Genomic DNA, 14884 nt, shown 5'->3' on the forward strand with positions numbered 1-14884 from the left:
TCGGGGTGTTCCTCCCCGCCGTCCCTGTTACCACCTGTGGACGGTCTTCCCCGCGCCGGGCGTGTGCTCGCCCCCTGAACCGGCCTGCACCCGGCCACCGGACGGCTCAGCGGGCCGGAAGGCACGATTCAGCGTTCCGGCCGCTGAACGCGTTCGCTTCTCGACCCTCGCCGCGACGGAACTCACCCGGACCGCCGGTGAACCCGCGGAACCGGACGCCGCCGTCCGACACGACCACCGGGAGGACACGTCCATGGTGTCGTCGTGCGGAAGACCGCTCGACAGACCGCTCGACAGACCGCTCGACCGCCGCGACCGGGGCGGGCATCGGAACGCGCGGCAGACCGCCGAACAGCGGGCCGGCGCGCCGACCCGCTGTTCGGCTCCTGCGCCTCGCCGACGCGTTCAGCCACCTGTCCAGCGCCCGGAACGTATGACCGTTCGTGGCCGGATCATGCTCCTGGGGAGTGAGAAGTCCGTGTGTCATGCATGATTCGCCGGTGACCGGGCACACGCAGCGCACAACAGAGAGAGGGGCGCTAGTGATCGTTCCGGACCCGAAAATCGCCAGGACCTTGCTGACCCGCTACGCGACACTGAAGATCGCACAGGCGGAGAGGGAGACGCCGCAGGCGGCACGTGAACTCCAGGACGTGATGTACACCCTGTGCGTGCTCATGGGCACCGCCGACGTCCGCGAGGCGGTCGCCGCGGCGGACGCCCTGCTGGAGGCCGCTCCGGTGACGAGCGCGCCCGCTGAGGGCTCGGACGGACTGTCGCTGGCCGTCTGAGGAAGTGCAACGGCCGGACCCGCCGTGCGGCGTCCGGTCACCCAGGCAGTCCGGCACGCGGCCCCGGGCCCGTGGACATCCTGTTCACCGGCGCCGGGGGCCCGGTGCCCGACGCCGGGTGGACGGGCCCGGCGCGGCGGAGCTTCCTCGGGCTCCCGCCGCGCCCGGGCGCCTCACGGGGCCGCGAAGCCGCACCGGTCGGCGCGCCGGACGTCGTGCTCCGTCGGCGGCCCGGCCAGCCACTCGGCGATGGTGCGGGCGACGGGCTGACCGGTGTCCACCTCCACGAAGCCGAACTGACCCGACTGGTTGCACTCCAGGAACCACCAGGTGCCGTCGGCGTCCTCCGCGAAGTCGAAGGCGCCGTAGGCGAGTTCCGCCTCCCGCAGATACGTCCGCACCGCCTCGGCCAGGCGCGGCGGGACGTCGGCGGGACGCCAGGGCGTTGCTGAGGGCGAGTAGCGCACGTCCACCACGTCGGGGTCGCCGCCGGGGACGGTGTCCTTGCGGGCGGCGAAGAGACGGTCGCCGACCGCGGTCAGCCGGATGTCGGCCCGTTTGGCCACCCGGCGCTGCAGCAGCGTCGGGCCGTAGGCGACGGCTGCGAAGTCGGCGTCCGGCGGGACCCGGGTGGTGGGCACCGCGCGGGGCGGATCCTGCGGATGGGCGCCGGACACCGGCTTGACCACCAGGTCGGGATAGCGGTCCGCGAACTCACGGGCCGCCTGCGGGAACGTCGTGACGATGGTGGCTGGCACGGGCAGGCCACTGCGTTGTGCGAGACGCAGTTGCCAGGGCTTGTGCCGGGCCCGGACGGAGGCGTCCGGGTGGTTCATCCAGCGCGCGCCGGTCGCCCGGAGCATGCCGTAGAGCGCCTGCGACGCCTCCTCCGTCAGCCACGCGGACGGCTGGGCCGCCCGGGCCGCGGGGGTGCCGGGCCGGCGGACCCACACCGATCGCAGCCCCTCGAGGCTCACCAGCCGTCCGGCGGAGGACAGATGGCCACGGAAGGCTCCGTGCACGTACTCGCCGGAGAGCGCGACGGTATGGGTCAGGTCGGCCGGATCGAGCCGGACGACGGGGACGCCCGCGGCGTTCAGGTGCACGACCACCATGTCCGCCGTGACGTCCTCTTCACAGGTCAGGATGAGCACGGTCATTTTCGTCGGCCTGTGTTCAGTCGTCGAAGTGGGTCTTGGAGCCCGCTGTCGAGGTGGTGGTCGCCAGTTCTCTCAGGAGGGCGTGGTCGCGAGCGGCGATCCGGCCGTCGAAAAGTACGTTCAACTGCATTCCGGGGTCGTAGGCATACGGAGTGGCAAACTCCAACTCAGCTGCGGGGCGTGCGTAGTTGAGCGTGAACGGTTGCATCGTCTCTCCCTCGTCGGTACTGCCTCGATCAAGCGGTGCCGCTGTGCGACGTCACTCGGGCCCGCTGCTTGGTGCTGGATTGGTGCGCCCTTCAGTCACTTATACGAATCGAACGGGTGGTTGGTTTCCTTACTCTCCGTGATCGTCGGGGAGTTGGGCGCCGAGCAGGGCGTGGAGCAGGGGAGATCGGGTCGAGCGGTGGTGAAAACGTCTTCCGCAGCGGTCAGTCGGGGACCCGCTCGGAAAGGTGCCCGGCGGTGCGGTCGGGCGCGCGACGCAGCGAACGAAGGGCCAGCAGGAGCATGCCGATGTCGTCGAGATAGACCGGATCCGGCAGCAGATCGGCCGGAAACACGAAGTACAGGACCGCCCCCCAGAACACCCAGCGCGGGCCGGTGGGCAGTCCGGCCCGTCTGAGGCCCCGGCGGGTACGGATCAGCCGGGTCAGCACCGCTGCGGCCGCGGCGAACAGCGCGACGGCGGCCACCGCCACGACGACGACGAGCGTGGTTGGCGCATCCACGGGTCCTCCCCTGTGGTCCGTCGCGCTACGTCCGGCCGTGCTCTGCACTTCCCGTCCGGACCCCGGGTCGCGGTCCCTGTCTGTCGGTTTCCCCGCTTCGGGTGCTCGAATGCCCGCTTCCGGCAGGATTACCGCATCGGACGCCTCCACACGGGTGCCGCGTACGAGGGACGGGACCGGCGGGAGGGCCCCCGCCAGGGGGAGGAGCAGACGCCCGGGAGGGGGAGGGCCAGGCGCGCGGGACGCTCCGGGGCGCGCGAAACCCCGGCCCGCGCCTACGAGTGCCCCGAGCCGGCCTCTCCGCCGCCGGGCCCGGGTGCGCGGTCCTGTTCCGGCCCTTCGGCGGGCGTGCTGGCCGGGACCGGCCGCAGGCTCTTGGTGGACTCCCTGAACCGCTCCAGGGTCCGGCCCAACTGCTGGAAGGGCGAGCCGGGTCGTTTGACCGGCGCCTGCCGCGGCACTCCGGCCGCGTCGGCCTCGGCCGCCGCCTCCCGGTACGCGGCCAGCGCCTCGTGGGCGTGCTCGGCGGCCTCCCGGTACAGGTCCCGGGACTCCGTCATCGCCTCCAGCGCGTCCTTGTACATCGTCACCAGCGCGCGCTCGCGGGCGAGTTCCTCCTCCAGGGTCAGCAGCTGCCACTCCTCCCGCAGCACGGCGAGCGCGGCGTCGCCGCCTTCCGGCAGCGGCCGGGGCAGAGCGGCGAAACGCCGCACGGCGTCCAGCAGCTCGGTGGGATGCGTGCCGTCCAGGAACACGCTGCGCACCGAGAACGCGACGGGGTCGTAGTCGGCGGGAGCGGGCACGCCGGGCAGCACCAGCGCACCGCCGCGCGGCACCTCCGCCCCCGACTCCTTGAGGGCCCAGTTGACCGTGCGCAGCTGGTGCGGGGCGGCCCGGTGCTCGACGACCCGGTGATGCAGGCCGGGCGGGAGCAGCGGGACGAGCGAGCGGCGGCCCTGCTCGTCGGGCGTCATGGCCTCGTGGACGACGACGTGCACGGCCCAGGTGTCGCGCAGCGCGGCCCGGAGCGTGCGACGCAGTTCCTTGTCGTCCGCGGGCAGCGGGTTGACGTCGAGGAAACGTTCGCCCGTGACGGTCTCGTGGCCCCACGGTGCGTCCGCGTCCCAGGGCCAGAAGATGCCGGCGGGCGACGGCCAGCGCTGGTCCCAGGGGCGGTCCGCCTCCGCCGTGAGCGTCCACTCCTGGCCCCGGCCCGACCACTCGGCGAGGGTGAGCCGGGCGCGGACCGTCACGTCCTCCTCGGGCTGCCACCGGGCCTCGAAGGCCGTCTCCCCGTCGGGGGTGTCGGCCTCGGGCAGCTCCGCGAAGTCCTGCACGGCGCCGGCGTCCTTGAGGGCCTGGAGGTTCTTGCGCAGGACGTCCGGCGCGGTCGGTCCGGTGTGGCGGCCACGGGCCTGCCACACCGTGGAGGGCGTCATGGGCGAATCGGTCGCGGCGATGTGCGTGAGTCCATTCGTGAGGGCGGGCGGCCTGGCGGCGGCGCGGCGACGACAGGGCGACGGCGCGCGAAGGCCAGTATCGCTCGCCACAGGGGGTGGGCGGTCCGACGGGCGGCGGGCGAGGGCGCCCGAGGACGCCTCCGTTCAGGAGCCCCTTCCCCGGCACGACACCCGTCACGCGTCCGGATCCGCCCGGTTGGCCGCATCCGCCGCATCCGCCGCATCCGCCGGAGAACACGCGCGCAGTGTGTGGCCTGCCCGCCCGGGGTGTGCGCCGTGCACCACGGCGGACGTCCCGCACCCGTGGGCTCTTCGGGTCCGGGACGGGAGAATGGGACGGCGGACGGGGACCGTCCACCATCCGCTTCGGGGCGGGCCCCGTCCGCGCGCGCCCGCCCCCCGGCCGTCCATCTCTGCCGGGCGTCGATACCGCCGGGCGAACCGGCCGGCCCCGTGCCCCCGCCCCGAGGCGGCAGCCGCTCCCGTGCTTGCCGCTGTTGTCGGCCCGTCCGCTCGCCGGGCCGCCTCGGCGTGCGGCTCCGCGGACGGTCCGGCCGGTGCCGCCGGGCGAACACCGGGCATGCCAAAGGAATGTGCCAAAGCCGTCGCCTTCGGCTGCCGTGTTCCGTAACCTCTGGGGCACCCGAACCATCCCGCGCCGCACCGCACCTGCTCCGCAACAGTCGCCAACGCGCCGAAGGGACACCGGTCATGGCCGTCGAGGTCGAGGTCGCGAACGAACTGCACCGCCTGCGCGCCCGTATGCCGCAGCTGACGGGGGCGTTGGCGGCCGGCGCCGACGGTCTCGTTCTGGCCCAGGACATGCCGGACGTCCAACCGGAGGGACTGGCGGCGCTCACCGCGGCGGCGCTCGGCGTCGGACGCCGCATGGTCGACCTGGCGGCCCGCGGCGACTTCCGAGAACTCCTGGTGCGCGGCGCCGACGGCTACCTCGCGACCTACGCGGCCGGGCCGGCCGCCGTGCTGACCCTGCTCGCCGACGACCGGGTCAACGTCGGCCGACTGCACCTGGAGGGGCGGCGCTGCGGCGCACGCATCGCCGAGCTCGTGGCCGCCCGGTCCGCGGGCGAGCGGCCTTTCGGCGCGGGGGGCGGACGATTGCCTCCACCACAGGTCGGCGGCCGGATCCAGGGCGCACTCCCGCTGCGTATCCCGCCTCAGTCCCGCCACCGGCCCTGATCACGGATCGCAGTCCCGCCACCGGGCCTGGAGGCGGCGTCGGCGGACGGCGCACGTCACCCCGCGCCGCCACCCGCTCCCGAGCGCCCACGCGGACCCGCGACAGGGCGCCGCCGCGCACCCCTTTGCTCCGGGTCGGCGCCTGTGGAAGGCGCGCTGAAGCCGCCGGGGACGAGCCGCGCCGGTCCGACGGCGGGCATCGTGGGTCCCGACGGCGCGGGCCTGCCGTGCGCCTCCTGCCCCACACCGGCGGCGGGAGCCGCCGCCGGGCCGCCGGTCGCACGGGGATCCGCCTCCGGGTCCGGCACGCGGGGCCGCGGCGGAGCCGCCCGGCTCAGCACGCGCGTGTGGGGCATCAACGGGGCGCACGCGGAGCACACTTCGCTGAGCGTCCACACCTGACCCACCGACGGGTCGTGCCGCAGGACGAGGACGACCGTGCCCGCGCAGGAGACCCGGACGTCCTCGTGCGGCGCGCACCGCTGACGGCGGCACCAGCAGGCGGCGTCGTGATGCACCGCCGCCGCCCGGGCGTGCGCGGCCGCATGGGCCTCGGCGAAACGGCGCAGGGCCGCGAGGTCCCGGGAGCGCGACGGCATCGCGCACGCGGAGGAGCAGGTGACCGACGCGGTGCGGTCCCGGTGCCCCACCACACGGATCGTCCAGCAGCGACCCGGACGGCGGGCCGAGGGGGCGTCAGGGTGCATGAGAGCCAAAGCACACGTCCTTCGTGGAGAGGGAGGGAGGAGGGGAGAGGAAGCGGACCGGGAGCGGTTGCGGCACGGCCCGGCGGAAGTGACCTCGTTCACAGCATGCCCGTGGGCGACCGGACCATTCGCGCCGTGCCCCCTCCGGCCGACACACCGCGTGTCGGTCGCTGCCTCTAAGCTCCCTCCATGAGCACAGGGGGAACCCACAGACGCGTCGTCGACGGACGCTTCGAGCTGGTGGAGCGACTCGGCGGGGGAGGGATGGGCCTGGTGTGGCGGGCCCACGACCTGGTCCTGCAGCGCGCGGTGGCGGTGAAGGAGGTGCGGCACGCGGACCCGGACCTCGCCGAGCACGACCCGGCGGCCGCCGGCGTGCTGCGGGAGCGCGTGCTGCGGGAGGCCCGCGCGCTGGCACGCGTCCACCATCCCAACGTCGTCACCATCCATCACATCGTCGACGGCGGCGAGCACACGTATCCGTGGATCGTGATGGAGCTCGTCGAGGGCGGCTCCCTGCAGGACCGGCTGGAACGGGGCGTGATGCCGCCGGTCGAGGCCGCCCGGATGGGCCGCGAGGTGCTGGCCGCGCTGCGTGCCGCGCATGCCGTCGGCATCGAGCACCGTGACGTGAAGCCCGCCAACGTCCTGCTGCGCCCCGACGGACGGCCGGTGCTCACCGACTTCGGCATCGCCGCGGTCCGGGAGTCCGCCGGCCTCACCGCCACCGGCTCGGTCATCGGCTCGCCGGACTACATGGCTCCGGAACGGGTCAGTGGGAAGGAGGGCGGCTCCGCCGCCGACCTGTGGTCCCTCGGGATGCTCATGTACGTCGCCGTGGAGGGGCACCATCCGCTGCGCAGGGGCAGCACACTCGCCACCCTGGCCGCCGTGCTGAGCGAGGACGTGCCCGCGCCGCGCGGCGCAGGCCCGCTGACGGCCGTTCTCACGGCGCTGCTCGTGCGCGACCCGCAGGCCCGCCCCGACGCGGCCCGGGTCGACCTGATGCTGGCGGCCGCGACCGCCGCCGCGCCGGCGCCGGGCGTGGTCTTCCCCTCTGCTCCGCTCCCGCCGCCGGGCGCTGCCCTTCCGCCGGCTCCGGTCCCGTCGGCGGTCCAGGCTCCGCAGCCTTCGACGACCTCGTACCCGCTCACTCCGCCCGCGGCCCCGCCCGGCGTCGTCACGGTCGTCCCGCCGGCCGGCGCCCGGCCCCCCGCCCGCCGCGGCCGTACCACCGCCGTCGCCGTGCTGGCCGGCGCTCTGGCCGGCGTCCTGGCGTGGACGCTGTTTCCGTACCTCCACGACGGCGGCGACAGCGGCGGAAGCGGAGGCGCCTCACCCCTGCCCGGCGTGTCCGCGTCGCAGAGCGCCCGGCAGGCCGCCTCCGGAGCGTCCGGGGGTGCTTCCGACGACCCCTCCGAGGCGGCTTCCGGCGGCGCGTCCGACACCCAGAAGGTCGACCTGCTCAGCGGGGACGGCGTCAAGAACGTCGTGGCGAAGCTGTCGGCGGCCACGGGCGGGGCGAAGGTGACGAGCCTCGCGGTGTACGAGGAGTACGCCATCGCCGAGGTCTCCGTGAAGGGCCGCCCGAAGCTCTACGACCGGTACACGTACCGCGGTGGGGACGTGGCGGTGAAGGACGGCCCGGGCGGCACCGTGATGAGCGGCAAGGTCCCCGTCGACCTGGACGTCTACGACTGGGACAAGGTGCCCGGGCTGCTGGCGCGGGCCGCGAAGACCCTCGGCGTCCCCCGCCCCACCAGCCGCTACCTGCTGGTCGACCCGGGGTCCACGGTCTTCGACACCGGACCGTCGATGAGCGTCTACCTGTCCGACGACTACGGCAGCGGGTACCTCCGGGCCGACGTCAAGGGACGGGTGATCGCGACGTATCCGCGCGACGACGGCTGACGGCCGCGCACGGCCGGGCACGGCCGTGCGTGTCGAAGTAGTGTTTCGCCGTGCGGAATATATCGGCTCCCGATATATTCAGTCCCATGGCATCGAGGAGTATGACCCAGGCCGCCTTCTTCGTGCTGACGGCCCTCGCCGATCAGCCGCGGCACGGCTACGGCATCCTGCGGGAGATAGAGGAACTCTCGGCCGGTGAGGTGCAGTTGAGGGTGGGCACGCTGTACGGCGTGCTCGACCGGCTCACCGCCGACGGGCTCATCGCCCTGGACCGCGAGGAGGTCCAGCAGGGCAGACTCAGGCGCTACTACCGTGTCACCGACGACGGTGTCCGGGCCCTCGCGGCGGAGGCCGACCGTATGGCGGCCGGCGCCGGCGCGGCCAGACGCCGCATCGCCGAGGGACGCCGCGCCCCCGGGACCGTCATTCCGCCGGCCCCCGGGCCCGGACTCGCCGGAGGTCTGGCATGACCGGCGCGACGACCCTCCTCGAAGCGCGCTACCGCGCGGTGCTGCGGCTGCTGCCCATGTACTACCGCCAGGAGCGGGAGGAGGAGATGGTCGAGGTCTTCCTCGGGGAGACCGACCGCGATCTCCAGGACGAGAGCCGGCCGACCCTCGGCGAGGCCGCCAGCGTCGCAGCCCTCGCTGTGCGCACCCGACTGGGCACCGCCACCGCGCCGCGCCGCTACGCGGTGCTCGGCTCGACGGTCCGGCTCTTCGCACTCTGCGCCGTGCTGCTCCAGGCGGCCGCCGCGGTCGCCGACCGGGCACTGGAGCTGACCTGGACGTCCACCCACGGTTCCTTCGGGCGGGACGTGTTCATGTCGGGGTTCACCGGGCAGGGGCCGGTCGTCGCCTCGGCCGCCGTCGCCGCCTGGGTGCTGCCCCTGCTGTGGACGGTCGGCTGTTTCGCCCTGCTGCACGACCGCCGAAGGACCGCGCGGATCAGCGTGCTGCTCGCCGCCCTGCCCACCCTCTGGCCCTTTCTCGCGCCCTTCGTGGCCGACTTTCCCCCGCCGGCGCCGGCCTACGCCACCGCCACGGCGGCCTTCGCCTGGCTGCCGGCCCTGGCCCTGTGCACCTCCTGGCACCGCGACGCGCCCCCGGCGGCGCTGTCCGTCGGCACGCCGGGCACGGTCTACCTCGGCTGCTGCGTCGTGATGGGCGCCTCCGTCGTCGTGCTGCCCGGCGTGGCCGACTCCGTGTGGGCGCCGACCACCTGCTTCGTCCTCGGCGCGCTCGGCTGGCTGGTGCGCCGCGGCCGCCGGGGCCGGACCGCGGGCGGAGAGGGCGCGCTCGCCCTTGCCGGGCTCGGACTGCTGATCCTCACCCTGCGCGTGGCCGCCGCGTACACCTGGCTGGATGTGTCCATGCCGCTGCCCACGGCCATGGTGGCCGGATTCGCCGTCCAGGCGGCCGCCCTGCTGCTCCTGACCGCCGCCCTCGCGGTCGTCGGAGGCCGTGACGTCGCGGCCCGCTGACCGGACGGCGTGCCGCGACCCCGCCGAACGCCCGGACGGCGTGCGGCGACTCAGTGCGGGAAGGCGCGCGGCTGCCGCAGCCGGGGCAACTCGTCACGGAACTCCTCTATGCGGGAGCTGATCTGCCGCATCAGGACGGTGTCGGCCAGCCGGTCCAGGTAGAGGTTGCGACGGGCCAGACCGGGCGCGTCGACGCAGAAGTACAGGGTCATGAGGGGGTTGACGAACAGCTCGCCGTCCTTCGTGCGCTCGGTGAACCGGACGTCGCCGAAGTCGCCGCGCACGGCGGCCGCGACGGACCCGTTGACGATGCTGGGATGGCCCGGCGTGCACGCCTGGGCGTCGGCCACCGCGTCGAGGTAGAGGGCGCCCTCGGGGCTGTGCCGCGGCAGGGAGAACGCGCCGAGGTAGGAGCCCGCCCGGTCGAGTCCGGCCAGGTTCTCCAGCACCAGGGAGTGGCTGATCCCGTGATACGCGTCCACACCGAAGCCCAGACAGGCCACCAGACGCTGGGGGACGTCGTCGAGAGCCTGCACGGCGGCCAGGCTCGCCATGTCCTCCTCGGGCGTGCCCAGTCCGTGCTCGTCGCCGCGCATCAGGATGTCGGTGCCGCCGTCCACCAGGACCACGGCGTCCACCCCGCCCAGGTGGTCCACCAGCGCCCGGTAGGCGGCGCGCAGCGGCTGCACGCCGGTGCGCGGGAAGGCGTACACGGTGGAGGGCAGCCCCTGTCGGTCGAGCCAGCGGGCCAGGGTGCGTTCGGGGAAGTAGTCGCCGCGCACGGCGAGGTCGGGGCCGACGGCCGCGACGTCGGGCTGCAGCCACACGTCCGAGGGCAGCCCGTACAGATCGGCGAACGAGAGGTTCGCCAGGTGGACGTCCTTGCCCGCCGCCCGCAGGGCGAACGCCAGCGGAAGCCCCGCGTACACGTCGAAACCGCCGCCCGCGCCGGCGACGAGCACCCGGCGCGCGTCGCGCAGCCGGGTGAAGAGAGGAGGTTCCTGGAGGGAGAACACCCCCGGACGCTAACAGTCGGCGATCTTGCGGACCATCGGATTCGCCGTGGGTGTGCGCCGGGCGGGCACGCCGGGGCGAAGGGCCCGGAGGCGTCCGCCCCCGGGTCCCGTCATGTGCCTACGCGCCGCTCTCCCGCAGCATGTCCTCACGCTCGACGATCTTCACGCGCTCGCGGCCCTGCGGCTCGCCGAGCGCCTTCTCGGCGGCGTCCAGCCGGTGCCAGCCCTCCCAGGTGGTGAAGCGGACCTCGCGCTCGGCGAGGAACGCGTCCACGGCCTCCGGTTCGGGTGCGTCCGGCGTGTGCAGACGGCCGTTCGCGTGGTCGTCCAGCAGGTTCGACACCGTCTCGTTGGCGTCGCCCTTGGTGTGGCCGATCAGGCCGACCGGTCCGCGTCGGATCCAGCCGGTGACGTACGTGGACTGCAGGTGCGCGCCCGACTCCTCGATGACACGGCCGCCCTCGTCCGGAACGGTGCCCGAGTCGAGGTCCCAGGGCAGCTTCGGCAGCTTCTCGGAGAGGTAGCCGACGGCGCGGTAGACCGCCTGGACGTCCCAGTCCTTGAACTCGCCGGTGCCCTTGACGTTGCCGGTGCCGTCGAGAGCGGTGCGCTCGGTGCGCAGGCCGACGACGCTGCCGTCCTCGCCGAGGATCTCCGTCGGCGACTCGAAGAAGTGCAGGAACAATTTGTGCGGGCGGTCGCCCACATCGCGTATGGCCCAGTTCTCCAGCGTCTTGGCGACCATGTCGGCCTGCTTGTTGCCGCGCCGCGTCGCGATCGAGCCCTCGTCGTAGTCGATGTCCTCGGGGTCGACGATGACCTCGATGGTGGGGGAGTGGTCCAGCTCCCGCAGCTCCATCGGCGAGAACTTCGCCTGTGCGGGCCCGCGCCGGCCGAAGACGTGGATCTCCCGCGCCCTGTTGGCCTTGAGGCCCTCGTGGACGTTGGCCGGGATCTCCGTGGGCAGCAGCTCGTCCGCCGTCTTGGCCAGCACGCGCGCCACGTCGAGGGCGACGTTGCCGACGCCCAGGACCGCTACCTTCTCGGCCTGGAGCGGCCAGGTGCGCGGCACGTCCGGGTGACCGTCGTACCAGGAGACGAAGTCGGCGGCGCCGTAGGAGCCGTCGAGCTCGATCCCCGGGATCGACATCTCCCGGTCGGCCATGGCGCCGGTGGAGAAGATCACGCCGTCGTAGAAGGCGCGCAGGTCGTCCAGGCTGATGTCGGTCGGGTAGTCGACGTTGCCGAAGAGACGAATCTGCGGCTTGTCGAGGACCTGGTGCAGGGCGGTGACGATGCCCTTGATGCGCGGGTGGTCCGGGGCGACGCCGTAGCGGATCAGGCCGAACGGGGCCGGCATGCGCTCGAAGAGGTCGATGGAGACACCCGGGTCGGCGGCCACGGCGGACTTGAGCAGCGCGTCGGCGGCGTAGATCCCGGCGGGGCCGGCTCCGACAATGGCTACCCGCAGGGGGCGGGGCATGATCAGGTTCCCTTCGAGCGGCGACAGATCGACTCCGGGGAAGCCTAAACTAAGGCAAACCTAACTCGGTACACGGGTCCACTCTATGAGCTCATAAACACCATTTATGAGCGGGCGTCGCGCCCTGAGTCCCGCCGCGGCGGATCACCCGCACGCCCGCCTGCGGCCCACACTCCCTCAGGGCAGCGGCTGTTCGGCCCAGATCACCTTGCCCTTGGGGGTGTACCGAGTGCCCCAGCGCTCGGTGAGCTGCGCCACCAGGAACAGCCCGCGCCCGCCCTCGTCGGTCATCGCCGCGTACCGCAGATGCGGCGAGGTGCTGCTGCCGTCCGAGACCTCGCAGATCAGCGTGCGGTCCCGCAGCAGCCGCACCCGCACGGGCCCGCTGCCGTAGCGGATCGCGTTGGTGACCAGCTCGCTCAGGATCAGCTCCGTCGCGAAGGACAGCTCGTCGAGGTCCCAGCGCGCCAGCTGCCGCACCGCCGCCGACCGCACCTCGCCGACCGCCGCCGGGTCCACCGGCACCTCCCACTCGGCGACCCGGTCGGCGCCCAGGGCCCGGGTGCGCGCGACGATCAGAGCGATGTCGTCGCCCTGCCGGGCCGGCAGCAGCGCTTCCACGACCGCCTGGCAGGTCTCCTCCGGCGAACCCGCGGCGCTGCGCTCCAGCGCCGTGCGCAGCATCTCCAGACCGGTGTCGATGTCCCGCTCCCGGTCCTCCACCAGCCCGTCCGTGTACAACGCCAGCCGGCTGCCCTCGGCCAACTCCAGTTCGACCGTCTCGAACGGCAGACCGCCCAGCCCGAGCGGGAGCCCCGCCGGCACTTCGGCGTACTCGACCCGGCCGTCCGGACGCACCACCGCCGGCGGCGGATGGCCGGCGCGGGCGATCGTGCAGCGCCGGGACACCGGGTCGTAGATGGCGTACAGACAGGTCGCCCCGGAGACGGCCGCGTTGCCCCGGTCGCCCGCCTCGTCCTGGTCGATGCGCGCCACCAACTCGTCGAGCAGACCCAGCAGTTCCTCGGGGGGAAGATCCAGCGCGGAGAAGTTGTGCACCGCGGTGCGCAGTCGCCCCATGGTGGCCGCCGCGTGCAGCCCGTGTCCCACCACGTCCCCGACGACCAGAGCGACCCGGGCACCCGACAGGGGCAGCACGTCGAACCAGTCGCCCCCCACACCGGCCTGCGCGGGCAGATACCGGTAGGCGATGTCCAGGGCGTTCTGCTCCGGCAGCGTACGGGGCAGCAGGCTCCGCTGCAGCGTGACGGCCATGCCGTGCTCGCGGGTGAAACGGCGCGCGTTGTCGATGGAGATGGCCGCCCGCGCCACCAACTCCTCGGCGAGCGCCACCTCGTCCGGATCGAACGGGTCGGGCCGCTCCGAACGCCAGAAACTGACCACGCCCAGAATCAGCGTGCCGGCCCGTACCGGCACCGTGATCAGCGAGTGGATGCCGAACTCCACGACCTGTTCGGTCCGTTCCAGGTCCTGGGCACGCCAGCCCGGCGCCCGGGACAGCCGGGCCTCCAGCACGGCCCGCGCGGTCCCCAGGCTGCGGGCCTGCGGCGCGGAGTCGACGAACCGGATCCGATCGCCCACGGCGTACAGCGGAGCGCCCTTGCGGATCCCGCCGACCGCCGTGCGCCGTAGCGTGCCCTTCGTCTCGGGCTCCTCGCCGTCCAGGACGGCGTCGAACAGGTCGACGGTCGCGAAGTCCGCGAACCTCGGCACGGCCAGCGCCGTCAGCTCCTCCGCCGTCCGGGTCACGTCCAGGCTCGTCCCGATGCCGACCCCCGCCGCGTACAGCATGTCGAGACGCTCACGGGCCGCCTCCGCACGCCCCGACAGGGCGCGCAGTTCGGTGGAGTCGCGAAGCGTCGCGACGCTGCCGGCCGGACCGCCCGCCAGGTGGGTGGGCCGCTGGTTGATCGCCAGCAGTCGTTCCCCGACCAGGTGCACCTCGTCCGTCACCATCCGCCCGGAGGCCAGCAGCTGGGCGGTCTCCCGGTCCAGTCCCAGGTCGAGGACCTGCCGCCGCTCGGCGTCCGGGGGCAGATCGAGCAGCCGCTGCGCCTCGTCGTTGGCGAGCAGCAGGTCGCCCTCGCCGCCGACGATGATCACGCCCTCCCGCACGGCGTGCAGCACGGCGTCGTGGTGCTCGTACATCCGGGTCATCTCGCGCGGTCCGAGGCCGTGTGTCTGGCGCTGCAGCCGACGGCTGACCAGCGCGGTGCTCGCCGTGGCCAGCACCAGGGCGAGAGCGGCGCTGCCGAGGACGAGCGGCAGCTGCCGGTCGGCGTTGCCGCCCACGTGCTCGGTCGTGATGCCGGACGACACCAGCCCGACCACCTGCCCGCCGGACGCCCGCACGGGGACGACGGCCTGGACCAGCCGGCCGATGGTCCCGTTGACCTCCTCGACCACGACGCCGCCGTCCAGCGCCGGTTGGAGGGTCCCGACGAACTTCTTGCCGATGCGGTCCGGCTTGGGATGTGTGTAGCGGATGCCGTCGGTGTTCATGACGACGATGAAGTCCATGTCCGAGGCCTTGCGGGCGGCCTCGGCCTTGGGCTGCAGCACGGCCGTCGGATTCGGGCTGTTCAGCGCCGCCACCATGCCCGGCGAGTTGGCGAATGTCTCCGCGACGGCCAGCGAGCGGTTGCGGGCCTCCTGTGCGCTGTCGTGCCGCACCTGCAGCAGCAGCGCCACCACGGCCGCCACGACCAGCAGCAGCACGATGACCACCTGCAACACGAACACCTGTGCGGCGAGGCTGCGCCCGCCCAACGTGGTCTCGGGAGCACGCCGATCCCGCGGGCCCCGGGGACCACGGGCCTGACGGGCATCCGAGCGCCCCAGGAGTCGGACCATGTGCCCATGTCTACACTGCCCGGCCCCCTGAGGCGAGAGTCGTCACCCACGGTGACGGACCGCGCCGC

General features: G+C 73.5%; 13 protein-coding genes. 5 read left to right on the forward strand and 8 right to left on the reverse strand.

Annotated elements, in window-relative coordinates; all coding sequences use genetic code 11:
* Positions 1-542 precede the first annotated feature (542 nt).
* The gene (locus C6376_RS25830) at positions 543-791 is read left to right on the forward strand and encodes a DUF5133 domain-containing protein (RefSeq protein WP_107445624.1); all 249 of its coding nucleotides are present in this window, start codon (positions 543-545) and stop codon (positions 789-791) included.
* Positions 792-964: 173 nt separating this feature from the next.
* Here the strand turns inward: C6376_RS25830 and tgmB are convergent, their stop codons facing one another.
* The 4 genes from tgmB to C6376_RS25850 all read right to left on the reverse strand — a co-directional run bounded on the left by tgmB (position 965) and on the right by C6376_RS25850 (position 4121).
* Positions 965-1951, reverse strand: coding sequence for an ATP-grasp ribosomal peptide maturase (gene tgmB / locus C6376_RS25835; RefSeq protein ID WP_107445625.1), 987 nt, complete (start codon positions 1949-1951; stop codon positions 965-967).
* A 16-nt stretch (positions 1952-1967) separates the two neighbouring features.
* On the reverse strand, positions 1968-2159 hold the full coding sequence (gene tgmA / locus C6376_RS25840; RefSeq protein ID WP_107445626.1) for a putative ATP-grasp-modified RiPP: 192 nt from the start codon (positions 2157-2159) through the stop codon (positions 1968-1970).
* A gap of 223 nt (positions 2160-2382) precedes the next feature.
* Positions 2383-2682, reverse strand: coding sequence for a YkvA family protein (locus C6376_RS25845; RefSeq protein WP_107445627.1), 300 nt, complete (start codon positions 2680-2682; stop codon positions 2383-2385).
* A 275-nt stretch (positions 2683-2957) separates the two neighbouring features.
* Positions 2958-4121: a hypothetical protein gene (locus tag C6376_RS25850; RefSeq protein ID WP_107445628.1), complete on the reverse strand. Its 1164-nt coding sequence runs from the start codon at positions 4119-4121 to the stop codon at positions 2958-2960.
* A gap of 732 nt (positions 4122-4853) precedes the next feature.
* Here C6376_RS25850 and C6376_RS25855 point away from each other — a divergent pair.
* Positions 4854-5342, forward strand: a complete 489-nt coding sequence (locus C6376_RS25855; protein WP_107445629.1) for a roadblock/LC7 domain-containing protein — start codon at positions 4854-4856, stop codon at positions 5340-5342.
* A 56-nt stretch (positions 5343-5398) separates the two neighbouring features.
* Here the strand turns inward: C6376_RS25855 and C6376_RS25860 are convergent, their stop codons facing one another.
* Positions 5399-5992, reverse strand: a complete 594-nt coding sequence (locus C6376_RS25860; RefSeq protein WP_254076042.1) for a hypothetical protein — start codon at positions 5990-5992, stop codon at positions 5399-5401.
* A gap of 246 nt (positions 5993-6238) precedes the next feature.
* Here C6376_RS25860 and C6376_RS25865 point away from each other — a divergent pair, with 246 nt between their 5' ends.
* The 3 genes from C6376_RS25865 (at position 6239) to C6376_RS25875 (ending at position 9443) form a co-directional block, all read left to right on the forward strand.
* Positions 6239-7960, forward strand: coding sequence for a serine/threonine-protein kinase (locus tag C6376_RS25865; RefSeq protein WP_107445630.1), 1722 nt, complete (start codon positions 6239-6241; stop codon positions 7958-7960).
* Positions 7961-8061: 101 nt separating this feature from the next.
* On the forward strand, positions 8062-8430 hold the full coding sequence (locus C6376_RS25870) for a PadR family transcriptional regulator (RefSeq protein ID WP_107445631.1): 369 nt from the start codon (positions 8062-8064) through the stop codon (positions 8428-8430).
* Entirely contained in the window at positions 8427-9443 is a 1017-nt protein-coding gene (locus C6376_RS25875; protein ID WP_107445632.1) for a hypothetical protein, read from the forward strand. Before C6376_RS25870 ends, C6376_RS25875 begins: the two co-directional genes overlap by 4 nt.
* A gap of 50 nt (positions 9444-9493) precedes the next feature.
* Here the strand turns inward: C6376_RS25875 and C6376_RS25880 are convergent, their stop codons facing one another.
* From C6376_RS25880 to C6376_RS25890, 3 genes are all read right to left on the reverse strand, one after another.
* Positions 9494-10459, reverse strand: a complete 966-nt coding sequence (locus C6376_RS25880) for a DUF1152 domain-containing protein (RefSeq protein ID WP_107445633.1) — start codon at positions 10457-10459, stop codon at positions 9494-9496.
* 118 nt (positions 10460-10577) lie between these two features.
* Positions 10578-11942, reverse strand: a complete 1365-nt coding sequence (locus C6376_RS25885) for an FAD-dependent oxidoreductase (protein ID WP_107445634.1) — start codon at positions 11940-11942, stop codon at positions 10578-10580.
* A 177-nt stretch (positions 11943-12119) separates the two neighbouring features.
* Positions 12120-14816, reverse strand: a complete 2697-nt coding sequence (locus tag C6376_RS25890) for a SpoIIE family protein phosphatase/ATP-binding protein (protein WP_254076043.1) — start codon at positions 14814-14816, stop codon at positions 12120-12122.
* Between the last annotated feature and the right edge of the window lie 68 nt (positions 14817-14884).

Source organism: Streptomyces sp. P3, assembly GCF_003032475.1.
GTDB lineage: Bacteria > Actinomycetota > Actinomycetes > Streptomycetales > Streptomycetaceae > Streptomyces.

Bases quoted from the DNA above. Each gene is read 5' to 3' on its own strand.
- C6376_RS25855 (WP_107445629.1), top strand. From the start codon at position 4,854: ATGGCCGTCGAGGTCGAGGTCGCGAACGAACTGCACCGCCTGCGCGCC.
- tgmA (WP_107445626.1), bottom strand. From the start codon at position 2,159: ATGCAACCGTTCACGCTCAACTACGCACGCCCCGCAGCTGAGTTGGAG.
- tgmB (WP_107445625.1), bottom strand. From the start codon at position 1,951: ATGACCGTGCTCATCCTGACCTGTGAAGAGGACGTCACGGCGGACATG.
- C6376_RS25865 (WP_107445630.1), top strand. From the start codon at position 6,239: ATGAGCACAGGGGGAACCCACAGACGCGTCGTCGACGGACGCTTCGAG.
- C6376_RS25890 (WP_254076043.1), bottom strand. From the start codon at position 14,816: ATGGTCCGACTCCTGGGGCGCTCGGATGCCCGTCAGGCCCGTGGTCCC.
- C6376_RS25875 (WP_107445632.1), top strand. From the start codon at position 8,427: ATGACCGGCGCGACGACCCTCCTCGAAGCGCGCTACCGCGCGGTGCTG.
- C6376_RS25870 (WP_107445631.1), top strand. From the start codon at position 8,062: ATGACCCAGGCCGCCTTCTTCGTGCTGACGGCCCTCGCCGATCAGCCG.
- C6376_RS25850 (WP_107445628.1), bottom strand. From the start codon at position 4,121: ATGACGCCCTCCACGGTGTGGCAGGCCCGTGGCCGCCACACCGGACCG.
- C6376_RS25885 (WP_107445634.1), bottom strand. From the start codon at position 11,942: ATGCCCCGCCCCCTGCGGGTAGCCATTGTCGGAGCCGGCCCCGCCGGG.